The 18088-nt window shown below is 68.5% G+C and carries 18 protein-coding genes; 9 read left to right on the plus strand and 9 right to left on the minus strand.

Annotated elements, in window-relative coordinates:
- The first annotated feature begins 6 nt into the window (after positions 1-6).
- From ACN8ZM_RS01185 to ACN8ZM_RS01205, 5 genes are all read left to right on the plus strand, one after another.
- A complete protein-coding gene (locus tag ACN8ZM_RS01185; protein ID WP_080741671.1) occupies positions 7-264 on the plus strand; it encodes a PAAR domain-containing protein in 258 nt (85 codons plus the stop codon).
- A 329-nt stretch (positions 265-593) separates the two neighbouring features.
- Positions 594-1088 (plus strand): hypothetical protein, encoded by a 495-nt coding sequence (locus ACN8ZM_RS01190; RefSeq protein ID WP_043185241.1) that lies wholly within the window; start codon positions 594-596, stop codon positions 1086-1088.
- A 101-nt stretch (positions 1089-1189) separates the two neighbouring features.
- Complete coding sequence (locus ACN8ZM_RS01195; protein ID WP_230624410.1) at positions 1190-1849, plus strand: PspA/IM30 family protein; 660 nt, start codon at positions 1190-1192, stop codon at positions 1847-1849.
- Positions 1850-1882: 33 nt separating this feature from the next.
- Positions 1883-2542, plus strand: coding sequence for an OB-fold-containig protein (locus ACN8ZM_RS01200; protein WP_175024236.1), 660 nt, complete (start codon positions 1883-1885; stop codon positions 2540-2542).
- A gap of 90 nt (positions 2543-2632) precedes the next feature.
- Positions 2633-4474 carry a flotillin family protein gene (locus ACN8ZM_RS01205; RefSeq protein ID WP_420210431.1) on the plus strand — a complete coding sequence of 614 codons (1842 nt, stop codon included), beginning with the start codon at positions 2633-2635 and terminating at the stop codon, positions 4472-4474.
- Between the two features lie 190 nt (positions 4475-4664).
- On the opposite strand, the gene ACN8ZM_RS01210 is transcribed toward ACN8ZM_RS01205, so the two are convergent.
- Together ACN8ZM_RS01210 and ACN8ZM_RS01215 are read right to left on the minus strand one after the other, a co-directional pair.
- Complete coding sequence (locus tag ACN8ZM_RS01210) at positions 4665-4976, minus strand: hypothetical protein (protein ID WP_043185114.1); 312 nt, start codon at positions 4974-4976, stop codon at positions 4665-4667.
- Positions 4977-5099: 123 nt separating this feature from the next.
- A complete protein-coding gene (locus tag ACN8ZM_RS01215) occupies positions 5100-5768 on the minus strand; it encodes a CGNR zinc finger domain-containing protein (RefSeq protein ID WP_420210432.1) in 669 nt (222 codons plus the stop codon).
- A gap of 80 nt (positions 5769-5848) precedes the next feature.
- On the opposite strand from ACN8ZM_RS01215, the gene ACN8ZM_RS01220 reads away from it, so the two are divergent.
- Positions 5849-6838: an arginase family protein gene (locus ACN8ZM_RS01220; protein WP_420210433.1), complete on the plus strand. Its 990-nt coding sequence runs from the start codon at positions 5849-5851 to the stop codon at positions 6836-6838.
- Positions 6839-6919: 81 nt separating this feature from the next.
- Here the strand turns inward: ACN8ZM_RS01220 and ACN8ZM_RS01225 are convergent, their stop codons facing one another.
- The 3 genes from ACN8ZM_RS01225 to ACN8ZM_RS01235 form a co-directional block, all read right to left on the minus strand.
- Positions 6920-8329: an enolase C-terminal domain-like protein gene (locus ACN8ZM_RS01225; protein ID WP_420210434.1), complete on the minus strand. Its 1410-nt coding sequence runs from the start codon at positions 8327-8329 to the stop codon at positions 6920-6922.
- A 64-nt stretch (positions 8330-8393) separates the two neighbouring features.
- Complete coding sequence (locus ACN8ZM_RS01230; protein WP_420210435.1) at positions 8394-9734, minus strand: MFS transporter; 1341 nt, start codon at positions 9732-9734, stop codon at positions 8394-8396.
- 206 nt (positions 9735-9940) lie between these two features.
- Positions 9941-10849, minus strand: coding sequence for a LysR substrate-binding domain-containing protein (locus tag ACN8ZM_RS01235; RefSeq protein WP_420210436.1), 909 nt, complete (start codon positions 10847-10849; stop codon positions 9941-9943).
- Between the two features lie 106 nt (positions 10850-10955).
- On the opposite strand from ACN8ZM_RS01235, the gene ACN8ZM_RS01240 reads away from it, so the two are divergent.
- The 3 genes from ACN8ZM_RS01240 (at position 10956) to ACN8ZM_RS01250 (ending at position 13794) form a co-directional block, all read left to right on the plus strand.
- On the plus strand, positions 10956-11693 hold the full coding sequence (locus ACN8ZM_RS01240; RefSeq protein ID WP_420210437.1) for a glutathione S-transferase family protein: 738 nt from the start codon (positions 10956-10958) through the stop codon (positions 11691-11693).
- A 125-nt stretch (positions 11694-11818) separates the two neighbouring features.
- A complete protein-coding gene (locus ACN8ZM_RS01245) occupies positions 11819-12445 on the plus strand; it encodes a DUF2239 family protein (protein WP_420210438.1) in 627 nt (208 codons plus the stop codon).
- Between the two features lie 17 nt (positions 12446-12462).
- Positions 12463-13794 (plus strand): carotenoid oxygenase family protein, encoded by a 1332-nt coding sequence (locus tag ACN8ZM_RS01250; protein ID WP_420210439.1) that lies wholly within the window; start codon positions 12463-12465, stop codon positions 13792-13794.
- Positions 13795-13810: 16 nt separating this feature from the next.
- Here ACN8ZM_RS01250 and ACN8ZM_RS01255 read toward each other — a convergent pair whose 3' ends face one another.
- The 4 genes from ACN8ZM_RS01255 to ACN8ZM_RS01270 are packed head-to-tail and all read right to left on the minus strand — an operon-like array spanning position 13811 to position 18068.
- The gene (locus ACN8ZM_RS01255) at positions 13811-14977 is read right to left on the minus strand and encodes an ABC transporter permease (protein WP_043185127.1); all 1167 of its coding nucleotides are present in this window, start codon (positions 14975-14977) and stop codon (positions 13811-13813) included.
- 3 nt (positions 14978-14980) lie between these two features.
- Positions 14981-16135 (minus strand): ABC transporter permease, encoded by a 1155-nt coding sequence (locus tag ACN8ZM_RS01260; protein WP_205824719.1) that lies wholly within the window; start codon positions 16133-16135, stop codon positions 14981-14983.
- 21 nt (positions 16136-16156) lie between these two features.
- Positions 16157-16855: an ABC transporter ATP-binding protein gene (locus tag ACN8ZM_RS01265; protein ID WP_027788609.1), complete on the minus strand. Its 699-nt coding sequence runs from the start codon at positions 16853-16855 to the stop codon at positions 16157-16159.
- Between the two features lie 7 nt (positions 16856-16862).
- The gene (locus ACN8ZM_RS01270; protein ID WP_420210440.1) at positions 16863-18068 is read right to left on the minus strand and encodes an efflux RND transporter periplasmic adaptor subunit; all 1206 of its coding nucleotides are present in this window, start codon (positions 18066-18068) and stop codon (positions 16863-16865) included.
- Positions 18069-18088 lie beyond the last annotated feature (20 nt).

An 18088-nucleotide genomic window follows, 5' to 3' on the forward strand; every position in this document is an offset into this window, starting at 1 on the left:
GCATCCATGCGCGGCATTATTCGGGTAGGGGACGTGCATAGCCATGGCGGCCGTGTAGAGACCGGCGCCTCGAACAGTGAAGTCATGGGGCGAGCGGTCGCCCGTCAGGGCGATCGCTGCACGTGCCCGCTGCATGGCGAGGTCGTGATCATCGATGGCGAAGCCGGTTTCGATGTGGAGGGCGCACCCGCGTCGTTCGATGGTCATAAAACCTCGTGCGGCGCGGTGCTCATTTCATCAGTCGCCACCTCCGGTCTTTCCTGATCTGGGTGTGATGACGCATACCAATTCCCCGGAATGTCGTAGAACCGCATCGTTTGACCCGCGCTTCTCCTCCGAGTGAAGCGGATGGGAGATGTGGGGCGTTCTGCTCGACACGTCCAGTCACAGGGCGTTCCCAAGCAAAGAGACATGATCGCGGGAGTTCGATCCTCCTCCGCTCCACCAACGGGATTCGAAGGGCTCGATCGCAAGGTCGAGCCCTTTTTGTTTTTGGCGCACCGGAAGCCGCGCATCTATCTCGAAATACAAACGTATACATTTGCATACGAGCGCACTATGCTTTGAGTCATCGATTCGAAAGGATGGATGTCATGCAAACCGTATCGGTACGAATTCCGGAAGACGACCTCGCGTGGCTGGTCGAGCTGCAATTGCCCGACGCGACGAGTCCGAGCGACAAGATCCGCGCGCTGATCGCCGACGCGCGCCGCCGCGTCAAGGGCGCGCATGACTTCGTGCGCTGCGCCGCGCTGTTCAGGGAGCAGGTGCGGCCGGTGCTCGACGCGATCGACGCGTACGAACACGCGACGCATCACCGCTCGGAAATCGTGACGCTGCTCGCCGCGCAACTCCCCGAACTCATGGCCAGCCTCGTGACGGCGGCGCCGCCGGGCAAACCGATCGGCGAGGCGGCTGGCGAACTCGAGGCGCGGCTGACCGCGAAGAGCATGCGCGTGCTGCTCGGCCTGCTGCGCCTGGCCGTGACCGGCAACCCGCCCGCCTATCATCCTGACGTGCTCGATCCGTACGTGCACGAGGTCAAGGAGCTGGCGAGCCTCATTCAACCGGCTCAGGCCCATTCGTGAGCTGCCCGCGAACCCGGCGTCAGGCGGCCGGCCCGCTTGAATCCCAGAAGGAGTGACAAGTCGTGACGACAGAACATTTCGGTATCCGAGTCAAACGGTTGATGACCGCGAACGTGCATGCGTTGATCGGTTCGCTGGAAAACCGCATGCCGCAAGCGATCCTCGAGCAGTACCTGCGCGAATTCGACGATGTGATCGCGCAGTCGCGGGTGGCGCTGGGCCGGCATGAAGCGGCGCGGTACCAGGCGGCCAAGGCGATCGCGCGCATCAACAACGAGATCGAACGACTGAACGACCTGCTGGGCACCGCGCTGGCCCGCAACGACGATGCGGCCGTGCGTGCCGGCGCGGAGCGTCAGATCGAGCTCGAGGATCAACTCGGCGTGCTCCAGCAGTCGCTTCACGACGCGAGCGAGCGCGCGCAGGCCGCCGAGGCGGACCTGCTCGGGCTGCGCGCGAAACGCGCGGAGATGGAAGCGGGGCTTCGCGAACTGATCGCCGCACGCGCGCCCGGCGACGGCGAGCGCCGAACGGAAGGGCCGGCGGGCGCGGGCGTCGACCCGAGGGCCGAGCAGCTCGAGCAGGGGTTCAACCGGACGATGGCCGGCGCGACCGGGGCGGTCGGGTTGGGCACCGGTTCATCGTCGGCCGATCCCTCGCTGTTGCATCGTCTGGAAACCCTGCACAAGGAACAGCGAATCGAGGAGCGCGTCGCCCGCTTGAAGTCGCAATCTGGCAAGCTGGCGGACGACATGTCTTGATGATTCGCCCCCGAACCTGAGAGCAAAACAACAATGACTTCTTCACTGATGCTGCCGGGCAATGCGCCGTTCGTCGCCGCGATCGGGCTGATGATCGTGATCGGCGTGCTGGAGTGCCTGTCGATGCTGATGGGGCTCAGCCTGACCGAGCATGCGGGCAACCTGCTGGTCCTGCACTTCGGTCTCGATCATGCGGATGGCGGGCCCGACGCCGGCTTCGTCGGCCAGTTTCTCGGCTGGCTGCACGTGGGCCGGGTGCCGCTGCTGATCCTGCTGATCCTCTTCCTGCTCGGTTTCTCGGTGGTCGGGCTCGCGTTGCAGACGTCGATGCAGGCCGTCGCGGGCGTCACGATGCCCACCGGGCTGGCCGTCGTGTTGGCCGTGCTTGCGGCATTGCCGTTCGTGCGGCACACCGGCAAGTTCTTCGCGCGCTTTCTCCCGCAGACCGAGACCACGGCGGTATCCGAAGCCGATTTCATCGGCCGCACAGCACGGATCGTCACCGGCGAAGCGTCGCTCGGCAATCCGGCCGAAGCGCGGCTCGTCGACGAGCACGGCCAGCAGCACTACGTCCGCGTCGAACCGGACGAGGCCGGTCGCACATTCGCGAAAGGCACGACGGTCCTGCTCGTGTCGCGCATTTCGGGTTCGCGTTACCACGCCATCGAGAATCCCAGGCCCGAATTGCTCTGAATCCCGTTTTACCAGCCCACTGCCTTTGAGAGCGGCGTGGACTGGCGCACCTTGCTGTCACCATCCGTACACAGGAGTCGAACAAACATCATGATGAATGCACTCTCATTCTGGGGCGCTGTCGCATTGGCAGTGGTGGTGGGTATCTGCGTGATCGGCATGATCTTCGCGCGTCTTTACGTGCGGGCGTCGGCGGAACGCGCCTTCGTCCGCACCGGGCTCGGCGGGCAGAAGGTGATCATGAGCGGCGGCGCGGTCGTGCTGCCGGTGTTTCATGAAGTGATCCCGATCAACATGAACACGCTGAAGCTCGAAGTGAGCCGCGCGACGCGCGACAGCCTGATCACGAAGGACCGGATGCGGGTCGACGTGGTCGTGGCGTTCTTCGTGCGGGTCGCGCCGACCGAAGAGGGCGTGTCGACCGCCGCGCAGACGCTCGGTCAGCGCACGCTGGCGCCGGAAAACCTGCGCGCGCTCGTCGACGACAAGTTCGTCGATGCGCTGCGCTCGACCGCCGCGCAGATGACGATGCAGGACCTGCAGGACGCCCGCGAGAAATTCGTGCAGGGCGTGCAGAACACGGTCGCGGAAGATCTGACGAAGAACGGGCTGGAGCTGGAAAGCGTGTCGCTGACCAACTTCAACCAGACGTCGAAGGAATACTTCGATCCGAACAACGCGTTCGACGCCGAAGGCCTGACCAAGCTCACGCAGGAAACCGAACGGCGCCGCAAGGAGCGTAACGAGGTCGAGCAGGATACCGAGGTGGCGGTGCGCGAGAAGAACCGCGACGCGCTGTCCCGTAAGCTCGAGATCGATCAGCAGGAATCGTTCATGAAGCTCGAGCAGGAGCAACAGGTCAAGACGCGCACGGCCGAGCAGAACGCGCGGATCGCCACGTTCGAGGCCGAGCGTCATCAGGAAGCCGAGCAGAGCCGGATCGGCGCCGAGCGGCAGATTCAGGAGTCGGAGATCCAGCGCGAGCAGGCGCTGCGCACCCGCAAGGTGGAAGCGGAGCGCGAAGTGCGCGTGAAGGAGATCGAGCAGGCGCGCGTCACGCAGATGGCGGCGATCGAGCAGGCGAAGGTGACCGAAATCGCGCAGCAGGAAAAGGCCATCGTGATCGCGGAGAAGTCCGAGGCGCAGTCCCTGGCGCAGGCGCGCGCGAGCGAGTCGCTCGCGGGTGCGGTGCGGGCCGAGCAGCAGGTCGAGACGACGCGCCGCACCGCGGAAGCCGACCGGGCCAAGCAGGTCGCGCTGATCGAGGCGGCGCAGGAGGCGGAGACGCAGGCCGTTCACATCACGACGCAGGCACGCGCGGAACGCGATGCGGCCCAGATGCAGGCGGCCGCGATGGTCGAACTGGCCGAGGCGGCGCGCAAGAAGGGGCTCGCCGAGGCGGAAGCGCAGCGTGCGCTGAACGACGCGATCAATGCGCTGTCGTCGGACCAGACGAGCCTCAAGTTCAAGCTGGCGTTGCTGCAGGCACTGCCGGCCGTGATCCAGCAGACGGTCGAGCCGATGAAGGCGATCGACGGCATCAAGATCATCCAGGTCGACGGGCTCAACCGTGGCGGTGCTGCCGCGGATGGCGTCGCGCCTGCCGCGAACGGCGGCAATCTGGCCGAGCAGGCGATGTCCGCGGCGCTGTCCTATCGCGCACATGCGCCGTTGATCGATTCGCTGCTCGGTGAAATCGGATTGTCCGGCGGCTCGCTGCAAGGGCTCGTGCCGGGTGTCCCGACGGATGTGTCGGCACCGGCGCACGCATCGGCACACGCACCGGCACCGGCACCGGCGCACGCATCGACACCGGCGCACGCACCGGCACCGGCACCGGCACACACATCGGCATATTCACCGGCCCCCGCACCCGTCACCGTTCACTCGGTCGGTGGTGCATCGCCCAAAGCCGACGGCGCAGTGGCATAACGCGTGGGGTGCGGGGCGCGCTGTCCCGTCCCGGTTGGCGCGGGTTGGCAGCGGAGGCGCCGCGCGACGAAGCCTCGTCGCGCCTGCCTTGCGTTCCCGCTGACGTCAGACAGGCCCGATCGCACGATCGGGCCTGTTTTGTTTCAGGGCCTGCCCGCGACGGCGGCAAGGCTCCTGTTCTTCGCGCGAGTTAGCTCAGCAACCCGTAGGCGGCCTTGAACGTCGGCACCGACAATGCGGCGAACGCCACCATGATGGCCACCAGAATCGCGAGCCTTTTCCGCAGCAGCACGCCAATCCCGATTCCTGCCGGATAGAACACCAGCGTCAGCACGATCGTGAGCCAGAGCCATGCGTAGCCGGCGCCGCCCTCGAAGTGCGAAATGTCGCGCGTCTTCACGAGCGCGGCGTAGCCCGCGACGGTGATGCTCGCAGGCAGGCACAGCAGCGAGTAGGGGACGAGGACGATGATCTGTCGCAGGTTCGGATCGGGAGACGTCATGGCAAGCGCTTCAGATTCTGATGGACGGTGGCGAGGAACAGGTCGTCGTGTGAGTGGGACCGCCGGATTCGCGTAGCCGGCAGGATGCGGGCGTTTTCGGTGTTTGGCAACGGCCGTCCGCCGTTAGTCGGGCGTGTCGTGGCTCGCCGATCCGTCCGGCGCGCGCCGCACCGCGCGATAGTGCCGCCGCGCCTTCGCCACATTGCCGCAAGTCGCCATGTCGCACCACTTGCGACGCCCCGTCTTCGAGCGGTCGATGAACAGCCACGCGCAATTCGAACCCGCACACATCCGTAGCCGTCCGTCGGGCGATGCTTCAAGCAGCTTCACCGCATCGAGCGCGAGCCGGTGGACGGGCAGGTGCAGGTCTGCCGGATCAGCGGGATCGTCGAATCCGATACGCCCGGCTGTTGCGATCAGCCGCCGGCCGTTCATCGCGCGCTTCCATGCCCGCTCCAGCGTTTCCAGATCCGCCGCGGCCACCGGTGCGCCGTGCGAGCGCGCACCGACGATGCCGAACAACGCTTCACGCAGGCGCTTCGCGTCGCGCAGTGCGCGCTCGGCGGTGTCAGGCGCCTCGGCTGCGCGAGCCGCGAGCTGTTCCACGTCGGGCGCGGAGCACACCGACGATCGCGCGAGCCACGCGAGCCACGCGCCGTAATCCGGCAGCCAGTCGCGCGGGGTCTGATCGCGGCCGGTCACCGTGTTGATGAAATCGAGGACGGGATGGCCGCCGACGAAATCGCGGGCCTCGAACACGTGCGCTTCCAAAACCGGTGAAATGCGGGACATGGGCTGAATCGATGCTAACCTTTGATCGTTGTTTCAAAGGTTAGCATATCCAGTAACCGGTGCTTGTGCGAGGAGAGCGCATGGCGACGTCGACGGCATCACCCGGCCTGCGGGCCGACCCTTTGCAACCCGGCGGTGCCCGGCCGATAGAGCTCATCGCCGCGCCCAGCAGCCTCGGCCTGCGGCCGAACACGGCCGGTCTCGAGCCGGAGACCTGGCGCGCCCCGGACGTGCTGCTGGCGACCGGCCTCGCCGCGCGCGTCGGCGCGAGTGTGTCGCGGCTTGCGCATCCCGCCTATGCCTTTGCGCCGCAGCCCGGAACCCGTATCCGCAACGGCACGGCGATCCGCGCGTTCTCGCTCGACCTTGCCGCGCGCGTCGCCGACGCGCGCAGGCGGCAGGCCTTTCCGATCGTGCTCGGTGGCGATTGCAGCGTCCTCCTCGGGTGCCTGCTGGGGAACCGTCGCGCGGGTGGCAACGGGCTCGTGCATGTCGACGGGCACAGCGACTTCTTCCACCCCGGCAATTACGACACCTCGAAGCGGCTCGGTTCCGTGGCGGGGATGGATCTCGCGCTGTCGACCGGGCGAGGGGAGCCGTTGCTGACCGACTGGCCGGCGCTCGACGGCCCGCTCGTCGGCGATCTCGACGCATGCCAGGTGGGCGAGCGTGAATCCGAATCCGGCGACTTCGAAGCCACGTATGGCGACATCGCCCGCACGGCGATCTCGCGTATCACGATCCAGCAGCTGCTGGCGCGCGGGCCCGCCGCCGTCGCGGCCGAGCTGGTCGACTGGCTCGGTGCGCGGGCGCTCGGGCAGGCGTGGCTGCACGTGGATCTCGACGTACTCGATCAGTCGCAACTGCCGGCCGTCGATTCCCCCGGTTCGCCGGGGCTGGACTTCGACGGGCTCGACGCGCTGCTCGGCCCGCTCGTTGCGTCGGGGCGCGTGGCGGGGATCGACTTCACCATCTATGACCCCGGACTCGACCCCGGTCTCGCGCATGCGGATCGCATCGCGCGCAGCATCGAGCGATGCGCTGCCGCGCTGCCCGCACGGTGCCGCTGAAGGCGGCGGCGAGCGGGGCCGGGCCGCCGCTCGACCGCATTCGGGCGTGACGATGAACGAACGGCAACGTCCCTGTCGTCGTCACCCGCGCCCGAAACTCGGCCGCTTCGGATCGTACGTCCAACCCGGCACGAGATAGCGCATCGCGGCCGCATCGTCGCGCGCGGTGCCGCCAACCTGCCGGTACAGCGCATGCGCGGCCTCGACCTGCGCCATGTCGAGGTCGATCCCGAGACCCGGCCGCTCCGGCACGGCCACCTTGCCGCCGACGATCTTCAGCGGCTCGCGTGTGAGCCGCGCATCGCCTTCCTGCCAGATCCAGTGCGTGTCGATTGCCGTGATCGTGCCGGGCGCGGCCGCCGCCGCATGCGTGAACATCGCGAGCGACACGTCGAAGTGGTTGTTCGAGTGCGAGCCCCACGTGAGCCCCCAGTCGCGGCACAGCTGCGCGAGCCGCACCGAGCCCTGCATGGTCCAGAAATGCGGGTCGGCGAGCGGGATGTCGACCGCCTGCAGCCGCACCGCGTGATCCATCTGCCGCCAGTCGGTCGCGATCATGTTGGTCGCGGTCGGGATCCCCGTCGCACGGCGGAATTCGGCCATCACCTCGCGGCCCGAATAGCCGCCTTCCGGCCCGCACGGATCCTCCGCATACGCGAGCAGGTGGCCTTGCCCACGGCACAGCGCGACGGCCTCGTCGAGCGACCACGCGCCGTTCGGGTCGAGCGTGGCGCGCGCGTCGGGGAAGCGCGCCTTGATCGCGGCGATCGCTTCCATCTCGTCGGCGCCGGCCATCACGCCGCCCTTCAGCTTGAAATCGGCGAAACCGTAGCGCTCGACCGCGGCTTCGGCCTGCCGCGCGATCGCGGCCGGCGTGAGCGCTTCCTCGTTGCGCAGCCGGAACCACGTGTCTGACGCGTGCGTCTCGTCGCGATACGGCAGGTCGGTGCGGCGCCGGTCGCCGAGGTAGAACAGATAAGCGAGCATCGGCACCGCGTCGCGCTGCTGGCCTTCGCCGAGCAGCGCCGCGACCGGCACGTCGAGATGCTGGCCGAGCAAGTCGAGCAGCGCCGCCTCGATCGCGGTGATCACGTTGTCGAGCCGCAGGTTGATCTCGTGCGGCTGGCGCAGCACGGCCGCTTCGCCGGCCGACGTCACCTCGTGCCGGATCGTGCGGCCCGCACCCGCACCCGCACCCGCGTCCGCGCCGGACAACGCCGCGCGCACCGCGTTGAGCGTCGCCTGATAGCGTCCGATCGATTGGCCGACCACGTAATCCGTCATGCGCTCGAGCGCGTGGCGGATCCCTTCGCCGCCCGGCACTTCACCGACGCCCGTGTGTCCGCTGCTGTCGTCGAGGATCACGAGGTTGCGCGTGAAGTACGGCGCGTGCGCGCCGCACAGGTTGAGCAGCATGCTGTCGCGGCCGGCGACGGGGATCACCTGCATGCGCGTGACGCGCGGGGTGCCGGCACGGCTTGATTCGGACATCGGTTCGCTCCTGGTTCCGGTAGTGCGCGCGGGCCGCCGGCCAGGCCGGCGCGGCCCGCGTCGCTCATTGAAGCTCGACGCGGCGGATCTCGCCGACGACGAACAGGTAGCAGATCACGGCGACGAGTGCGTGTGCGACGACATAGACCAGCGCGCCGTTGAACGAGCCGCTGCGGTCGACGATGTAGCCGATCGCGATCGGCGTCGTGATGCTGGAGAGGTTGCCGCACGTGTTGAGCAGCGCACCGCTCAAGCCTGCGATCTGGCGCGGCGCGGTGTCGGCGTTGACGGCCCAGCCGAGCGCGCCGAGCCCCTTGCCGAAGAACGACAGCGCCATGAACAGCACGACGAGCACGTGCGAATCGGTGTAGTTGCAGACGATCATCGACATCGACAGCAGCATGCCGAACACGATCGGCACCTTGCGCGCGACCGACAGCGAGCGGCCCTGCTTGAGCAGCCCGTCGGACACGATGCCGCCGAGAATCCCGCCGAGGAACCCGCACACGGCCGGGATCGACGCGACGAGCCCCGCGTTGAGGATCGACATCCCGCGCGCCTGCACGAGATAGACGGGAAACCACGTGATGAAGAAATAGGTGAGCGCGTTGATGCAGTACTGCGCGACGTACACGCCGATCAGCATCCGGCTCTTCAGCAGCGCCTTCACGTGGCGCATCGACGGGCCGCCGTCTCGTCCGCCCGTCGCCTGGTCGATGTTGACGAGCGCGCCGCCTTCGGCGAGGTAGTCGAGTTCCACGCGGTTGATGTTCGGGTGGTCCTTCGGGTCGTACATCGTGCGATTCCACACCAGGACGAACGCGAAGCCGAGCACGCCCATCACCGCGAACACCGACTGCCAGCCGAACGCGTGCACGAGCCAGCCCATCAACGGCGCGAACAAGACGGTCGCCGCGTACTGCGCGGCGTTGAAGATCGCCGACGCGGTGCCGCGCTCGGCGGCCGGGAACCACGCGGACACGATCTGGCTGTTGGCCGGGAACGACGGCGCCTCCGCCGCGCCGACCAGGAAGCGCAGCCCGAACAGCAGCGCGAACGCGGCCGCGCCGCCGAAGAAGCCGATCGAGCCCTGCAGCAGCGTGAACAGCGACCAGAAGAAGATGCTGAACGCGTAGACGATGCGCGACCCGTAGCGGTCGAGCAGCCAGCCGCCCGGCAGTTGGGCGACCACGTACGACCAGCCGAACGCGGAGAAGATGAAGCCGATCTGCACGTGGCTCAGGTGCAGTGCGCGGGCAAGGCTTGGGCCCGCGATCGCGATTGCCGCGCGATCCGCATAGTTGATCGTCGTGACCGCGAACAGGACGGTCAGCACCAGCCAGCGCACGCGCGTGCGCCGGGCCGTTGCCGACGCGGACGCCGGCAGCGCTTGAAGCGGATTCATGACTGTCTCCTCCGAAGGGCGGAAGGTGCCGTCGTGCGGCAGGCGCGTCAGTGCGCGCCATTCGTGTAGGTGCTGCCGGCCGGAGGCCGGACGCCGCTGCCGAAGGGCAGGGCGTCCGGGCCATTCTGTCATGTCGAAATTTGCGCCTTCATGCCAATTGCTGACTTGATCGATTCAGGATTTGAATCGATTGGTCGGGCGATCGCTCAGGCCCGTGCGTCGTCCGCAGGGGGGCCGTGATGGCGCGCCACGTGCTGCGCGAGAAACTCGACGGCGGCGCGCACGCCGGGCAACTGGCCGCGCCGGTGCGGCATCAGCAGCGTCGTCGTGACGGTGCCGGCGCACCAGCCGGGCAAGACGCGCACGAGGGCACCGGACGCGAGCGCGGCGCCGGCGATCCAGTCGGGCAGGCACGCGATGCCGAGGCCGGCCGTCGCCGCCTGCAGCAGCAGCGTCGATTCGTCGGCCTGCAGGCGCAGGCGCGGCATCACGTCGACAGTGTCGCCGCCGCGTTGCAGCCGCCACGGCTGCTGGCCCGGTTGCAGCCCGTCATGCTGCGCGAGATCGGCCGGCGCGTCCGGCGTGCCGGCACGCGCGAGATAGGCCGGTGACGCCACGGCGATGATCGGCGATGCCGCGAGCGGCCGTTGCACGAGCGCGGAATCGGGCAGCGGCGCGAAATGGCTGCGCACCGCGATGTCGAAGCCTTCCTGCGCGATGTCGACGAGGCGGTCGCTCGCGTGAATCTGCAGCAGCAGCTTCGGGTGCGCGATCGCCAGCGCCGGCAGGCAGGGCGCGAGGATGTGCTGTGCAACCGGCACCGAGCTCGTGATCCGCACGACGCCGGCCGGCTCGGCGGCTTGCCGCAGCACCGCGTCGCGCGCGCTTTCGGCCTCGATCACGGCTGCGCGGGCATGTTCGAAGAATTCGGTGCCGACCGGCGTGAGCCGGAAGCTGCGCGACGTGCGATGCACGAGCCGCGCGCCGAGCGTGCGCTCGAGCTCGGCAACGCGTTTGCTGACCGTCGATTTCGGCAGGTCGAGCCGGCGCGCGGCGGCCGACATGCTGCCGGCATCGACCGCCTGCACGAACAGGTAGAGATCGTTCAGGTTCACTTCCAGCGTCCATATGGAGAAACGACGGGTTTCGATTTTAGCGGCTACTGCGCCATCGTTCGCCGTGGGAGCATGACCGCTCGTTCAACTTCTGCGGAATCTCCCGATGTCTCCCATCCTTCTCTACGGCATTCCCGCCGGCTGCTCGTTCGGCTCGATCGTTGCGCTCGAATGGATCGGCCGCCCGTACCGGCTGTCGCGCATCTCGATGCCGGGCGTCGTGACGAGCGACGCGTTCCTCGCGCTGAACCCCGTCGCCGAGACCCCGGCGTTCGTGACCGCGAACGGCGACGTGCTGACCGAAAGCCTCGCGATCCTCGGCCACATCGGCGCGCAGGCGCTCGACAGCGGCCTCGCGTTCCGCCAGGGCAGCGCGGATTTCGACCGGCTGAACCGGATGCTCGCGTGGCTGAACACGACGTTCTTCAACGCGTTCGGTGCGCTCTGGTACGTGTACGAACACGATACCGAAGGCTCGGAGAAAGCGGCGTTGCAGGCGTACGGCCGCGGCAAGGTGCTGAAGGCGCACCGGCAGCTCGAGGCGATGCTCGAGCGCGGTGACGGCCCGTGGCTGCTGGGCGCACAGCGCACGCTGGCCGACGCGTACTTCGCCGGGATCGCGCGCTGGGCCGACTATCACGCGGTGTTCGAGCCCGACGCGTTCCCGCGCATCGCCGCACTGCGTGCGCGGCTCGCCGACGATGCAGGCGTGCGGTTCGCGCAGGCGATCGAGGAAAACCTGCCGCTGCCGGCGTCGTCGTCGTCGTCGTTCGATGGGCATGTGTCGCTCGACGACGCGCTGGCAAGCGCACGCGGCATCGCGATGCCGGCCAGGGCGATCTGACCGGTGTCGTGATCGCCCGAAGGATGGATCGCGTCGTCGACAATTTTTACCCGGATAATATTGACATCCAATTTATACCCGGATAAAAATAGCGTCATTCCGATTCCAGCCTGCGGGCAACCACGATGACCACCATCACACTGCTTCCTTCCTATACGGCGTTCGACGGCCACCGGCGGCTCGCGTCGGGCCCGCTCGCGACGGTCGCGCTTGCGGTCCGGCAGGCGGCCGGCGATGCGATGACCGGCACGATCCTGATCTTCGACGATGCAACGGGCCGCTCGATCGACCTCGACTTGCGCGGCACGGCGGACGAGATCCGCGCGCGCTACGCGCCGGCGTCGGGCGATGCCCCCGGCGGCGCCAGCGAGCCGGCCGGCGCGGGCGAACAGCGCGGCCGCGGCCGGCCGAAGCTCGGCGTCGTGTCGCGCGAGGTCACGCTGCTGCCGCGTCACTGGGATTGGCTGGCCGCGCAGCCGGGCGGTGCGTCCGTCGCGTTGCGCAAGCTCGTCGAGGACGCACGGCGCACGCATGCGGCGGCCGATCGTCTCCGCGATGCGCAGGCGCGCGCGTACCACTTCATGTCGGCGATGGCGGGCGACCTGCCCGGTTTCGAGGAGGCCGCGCGCGCGCTGTATGCAAACGACCCGGCGCGGCTCGCCGAGCTGATCGCCGGCTGGCCGGACGATGTGCGCGACCACGCGCTCGCGCTGGCGCGCGGCGAGCTGCCGCCGTCCACCGAAGACTGCTGAACGGAGCATTTGACGCAATGACCGTATTCGATCTGAACAGTGGCGCGATCGCGCCGGTCGCCGACGAGGTCGATCTCGTCGACCTGCGCGTGACCGGCGCCATCCCGCACGAACTTGCCGGCACGCTGCTGCGCAACGGCCCGAATCCGCCGGGCGGCCGCTTCGAAGGGAACGACGTGCTGTCGTGGTGGCCGGAAGCGGCGATGCTGCATGCGATCGCGTTCGACAACGGCCGCGCGACCGGCTACCGGAACCGCTGGGCACGCACGCAGCGCTGGGCCGCCGTGCATGCGCCCGCAGCGGCGCCGCAACTGCCCGACACCAATCCGAACGTGAGCGTGCTGCAGCATGCGGGCGAATTGCTCGCGCTGTCGGAGGGCGGCGCGCCGTTCGCGATCACGCCGGGGCTCGATTCGCTCGGCGTGCCGGCGCGGCACGCGGGCTTCGGCGGCGGGATGACCGCGCATCCGAAGGTCGATCCGGTCACGGGCGAGCTGATCGCGTTTCGCGCGGACTGGCGTGCGCCGTGGCTGCGCTATGGCGTTGCCGACGCGCAGGGTGTGCAACGCGTCGATATCGAGATCGACCTGGGCGCGCCGTCGATGATGCACGACCTCGCGATCACCGAAACCCGCAGCCTGCTGCTCGACCTGAACGTCGGCTACGACTTCTCGCTGCTGAAGCAGGGCCACCGGATGCCGCTGCGCTGGCACGACGACCGGCCCGCACGCATCGGTGTGCTCCCGCGCCACGGCGGCGCCGTGCGCTGGTTCGGCGTCGAGCCGTGCTTCATCCTGCACGTCGTGAACGCGTACGACTGCGACGCGTCGTGCATCGTGCTCGATGCGGTGCGCTATCCGTCATTCCTGCGGCTCGACGCGGGTACGGGCCGCTTCGCCGACAACCCGGTCGGCGAGCTGTGGCGCTACGTGATCGATACGGCGAACGGGCTGATCGACGAAGGGCCGCTCGCCGATGGCGGCATCGAGTTGCCGCGCATCAACGAAAGCCGGACCGGGCGCAGCTACCGCTACCTGTATGCGGTCGAGCAGCCGAACAACGCGGAAATGCGCGGCGTGATGCGCTTCGACCACGCGCGCGGCACGACGACGCATTACGCGGTGCCGCCCGGCGACCAGAACGGCGAGCCCGTGTTCGTGCCGCGCCCGGGCGGTGTCGACGAGGACGACGGCTGGCTGCTGGTGATGGTCTACCGCGCGGCGACGGATACGAGCGACGTCGTGATCCTCGATGCGCGCGCGATCGACGCGGGGCCGGTCGCGACCGTGCATCTGCCGCGCCGCGTGCCGGCCGGATTCCACGGCGCGTGGGTGCCGCGCGAACGTTGAGCGGCGGAAGGGCGCGTCACTGCGCGCGCAGCGCGTCGACGATCTTCAGCCGCGCGGCGCGCATCGCCGGCAGGAACCCGCCGACGAGCCCCATCACGAGCGAGAACAGCAGCGTCTTCACGACGATCGCGGGCGTCAGCACGAATCGGAACGACAGATCCGAGAAGGTCTGGAAGTTGGTCGTCGAGAACGACGCGAACTGCATCAGCGATGCGCATGCGAGCCCCGCGACGCCGCCGACGAAGCCGAGCAGCAGCGCTTCCAGCAGGAACGCGGCGAGCACGTTCGTGCGCTTGAAGCCGAGCGCGCGCAGCGTGCCGATCTCGGCGACGCGGTTCGCGACTGACGCATACATCGTGATCATCGCGCCGATCATCGCGGCGATCGAGAAGATCGTCGACAGCGTGATGCCGAGGATGTTGATGAACTTCGACAGCGCTTTCGACTGGTCGCCGTAGAAGGTCTGTTCGCGTTTCGCCTCGTCGGTGAGGCGCGGGTCGACGTCGATGTCGGCCTTGAAGCGCGCGAAGCCGTCGGCGCTCGGGATGCGCAGCACCATCGACGAATAGCTGGTGCGCCGGAACGACTGCATCAATTGGTCGACGTCGCCCCAGATCTCCGAATCGAAGCCGCTGCCGCCCGCGTCGAAGATGCCGACGATGGTCCAGTCGCGCTGCGCGAAATGCAGGCTGTCGCCGAGCTGCGTGCCGCTGAACCCTTTCGCGATCGCGCTGCCGACGATGATTTCCGACGAACCGGGCGTGAACAGGCGGCCCGCGGTGAGCTTCACGTGCGGGCGCAGCGCGAGGCCGGCCGGCGACACGCCGCGGATCACGACGTTCGACGGCTTGCCGGTCGACGTCTTCACCAGCGAGATCAGCACGACCGCTTCCTTCGACACGAGCGGCCGGCCGTCGGGGCCGAGCGCGACGGCCGGGTGCATCTCGAGCGCGTTCGCCTGCTGGTGGTCGATCGAACTCTGGATCTCGGTTTCGGCGCCCTTGCGGATCACCACCGCGTTGTCGGGTTCGCCGGTCGACACGAGCGTCTTCGTGAGCCCCGCGTCGAGCATCTGCACCGTCGCGAACACGAAGATCACGAGCGCCATCCCGCCGGCGGTCAGCGCGGTGGTGAGCCGCCGGGTCCACAGGTTGCGCGCGATGTAGTTGAGCGGGATCGCCATGGTCTAGCCGATCGCCCGCAGGCCTTCGACGACCCGCACGCGCGCCGCCTGCCACGCCGGCACGATCGCGGCCGCGAAGCCGACTGCGACCGAGCACGCGGCCTGCAGCATGACCGTTTCGGTCGACACCTTGAACACCGGGAAGATGCCGCCGGCCGCCTGCTTGAACAGGCTGGCGGCGGGCGGCGTCGCGAGGATCCCGAGCCCGCCGCCGGCCACCGCGATCACGACCGATTCGCCGAACACGATCAGCGCGAGGAACCCGGGGCCGAAGCCGAGCGCCTTCAGCGTCGCGTATTCGGCCGTGCGTTCGCGCGCGCTCATCGCCATCGCGTTGGCCATCACGGCCATGATGATCAGGATCACGACGTACGACACGAGACGGATCGCCGCGATGATCTGGTTCGACATCGCGACGAAGCCGAGCTGGAATGCCTGCTCGGTCTCGGTCAGCGTTTCGGCGAGCGAGTTCTTGAACACCGCGTCGACGTTGCGCGCGATCGACGCGCCGTCGTCGGGGTTCGCGACGCCGAGCACGAACACGCCGACCTGGTCGGCCTGCTTCGGCGTGCGCTGCCGCACCGTCTCGTTCAGGTAGTCCCAGTGGAACACCAGCTGGCGTGTGATCGTCGAGTCGTCGCGGCCGTCGAGGATCCCGCGCACGACGAAATCCCACGTGCCGGGATAGATCGTGCCCTTGAGCGGGATCACGTCGCCGATCTTGAAGCCGAATTGCGTGGCGAGCTGGCGGCCGACGAGGCAGCCGCGGCGGTCGCGGTCGTAGTCGGCGCGCTGCTGCGCCGGGATGATGAATTCCGGATACAGGTCGAGGTAGTTGTCCGACACCGCGAAGCTCGCGAAGAAGTTCTTCGGGTCGCGGTAGATGCCGCCGAACCAGTTCGAGCGGACCACGGCCGTCACGCCGTCGACGCCGCGGATCCGGTTCTCGTAGCTCACGGGCAGCGGAAACACGAGCGAGATCGCGTTGCGCGTGACGAGCCGCCCGCTGGACGCAGCGGCCGCGCCCGCGTACCACGCGTCGACCACGGTGTGCAGCAGCCCGAACGCGAGCACGGCGATGGTCAGCCCGAGCACGGTCAGCAGCGTGCGCAGCCGGTGCCGCAGCGCATTGCGCGCGATCAGCTTCAGCACGTACATCGCGCGCGCTCCCGCAGCCGGTCAGCCGGCGTGCCCATCGATCAGCTCCCCTTTTTCCAGATGCACGAGCGAGCGCGCGGCGCCGGCCGCGTGCGCGTCGTGGGTCACCATGATGATCGTCTTGCCGAGCTCGGCGTTCATCCGCTGCAGCATCGCGAGCACGTCGGTGGCCGACGCGCGGTCGAGGTCGCCGGTCGGCTCGTCGGCGACGATCAGCACCGGATCGGTGATCAGCGCGCGCGCGATCGCGACGCGCTGCTGCTGGCCGCCCGACAGCTCGGACGGGTAGTGGCTCGTCCGGTCGCCGAGGTTCACCATGTCGAGCACGAGTTCGACGCGCTCGCGCCGCTCGCGGCGCGACAGGTGCGTGAGCATCAGCGGCAGCTCGACGTTCTCGAACGCGGTGAGCACCGGCATCAGGTTGTAGAACTGGAAGATGAAGCCGACGTTCGCCGCGCGCCATTCGGCCAGCTGCGCCTCCGCGAGCAGCGAGATGTCGAGCCCGCCCACGCGCAGCTCGCCGCTGTCGGGCCGGTCGATGCCGGCCACCAGGTTCAGCAGCGTGCTCTTGCCGGAGCCGGACGGCCCCATCAGTGCGACGAAGTCGCCTTCGCCGATGTCGAGCGTGATGTCGGTCAGCACGGGCACGATCTGGTTGCCGCGCCGGTACGACTTCGCGACGTGGCTGAGCTCGACGAGGGGCGGCGGGGCGTCGTTCACGCGTGCGCTACTTCTTCGCGACGGTCACTTTCGCGCCGTCCTTCAGCTTCGCGCCCGGCGCGAGCACGACCGGGTCGCCGGGCTTCACGCCGCGGATCGCGACGAGTTCGCCGATCCGCAGGCCGGCCGTCACGGCCGTCGCGTGCACGGTGTCGTCCTTCACGACGAACACGACCGTCCGGCCGTCGCGCTCGACGACCGCGCTCGCCTGCACGGCCGTCACGGGCTGCCGGTCCTGCGCCGACACGGACTTCGACAGGAACGCGATCTTCGCGCTCATGTCGGGCAGCACGCGGTCGTCGCGGTCGACGAAGCGCACCTTCACGAGCACGGTGGCCTTCGAGCGATCGACGGTCGGCACGATGCGCGACACGCGGCCCGCGAAGCGCGTGTCGGGCAGCGCGTCGAGCTGGATCTCGCACGGCTGCTCGGGGCGGATCTTCGCGATATTCGATTCGGCGACGTCGGCCTCGACCTCGAGCGTGTCCATGTCGGCGATCGTCACGACCGCGCCCTTGCTGTCCGACGCGGACGAGAACGGCGTGATGTTGTCGCCGACGTTCGCGTGCTTCGCGAGCACGATGCCGTCGAACGGCGCGCGGATCACCGTCTGGTCGACCGCGACCTGCGCGGCCTGCGCGTTGGCCTCGGCGGACGCGATCGCGGCCTGGTCACTGTTGACCGACGCGCGCGCCTTGTTCACGCGGGCCGTGTCGGTGTCGAGCTGCGCGGCCGGCACGGCGCCCTTCGGCGCGAGTACCGAGGTGCGGCGCAACGCGATCTCGGCGTCCTTCAGTTCGGCCTGCTCGACGCCGAGGTTGGCGCGGGCGACCTTCACCTGCGCGAGCGCCTGCGCCAGCGAGGCCTCGACGTCGCGGCTTTCGAGGCGCGCGATGATCTCGTCCTTCTTCACGCGCGTGCCTTCGAGCACGCCGAGCCATTCGACGCGCCCCTGGCCCTTCGACGCGACCGCGGCCTTGCGCTGCGGCACGACGTAGCCGGTCGCATTGAGTTGCGTGTCGTTCTGGTACGGGTAGGCGGACGTGACGGTCGTGGTTTCGACCGCCGGCCGGCCGGTCAGCGCGAGGCCGGCGGCGATCGCGACGATGACGACCGCGGCGGCGACCGCATAGCGCAGCCACCGGCGCCGGCGGGGCGCCGGTGCGAGCGGACGCCGGTCGATCTTCAGTTTGTCCAGATTGTGATCGGGCAATTTGAGCGCCTCGAGACGGC

Source organism: Burkholderia aenigmatica (genome assembly GCF_048627025.1).
GTDB lineage: Bacteria > Pseudomonadota > Gammaproteobacteria > Burkholderiales > Burkholderiaceae > Burkholderia > Burkholderia aenigmatica.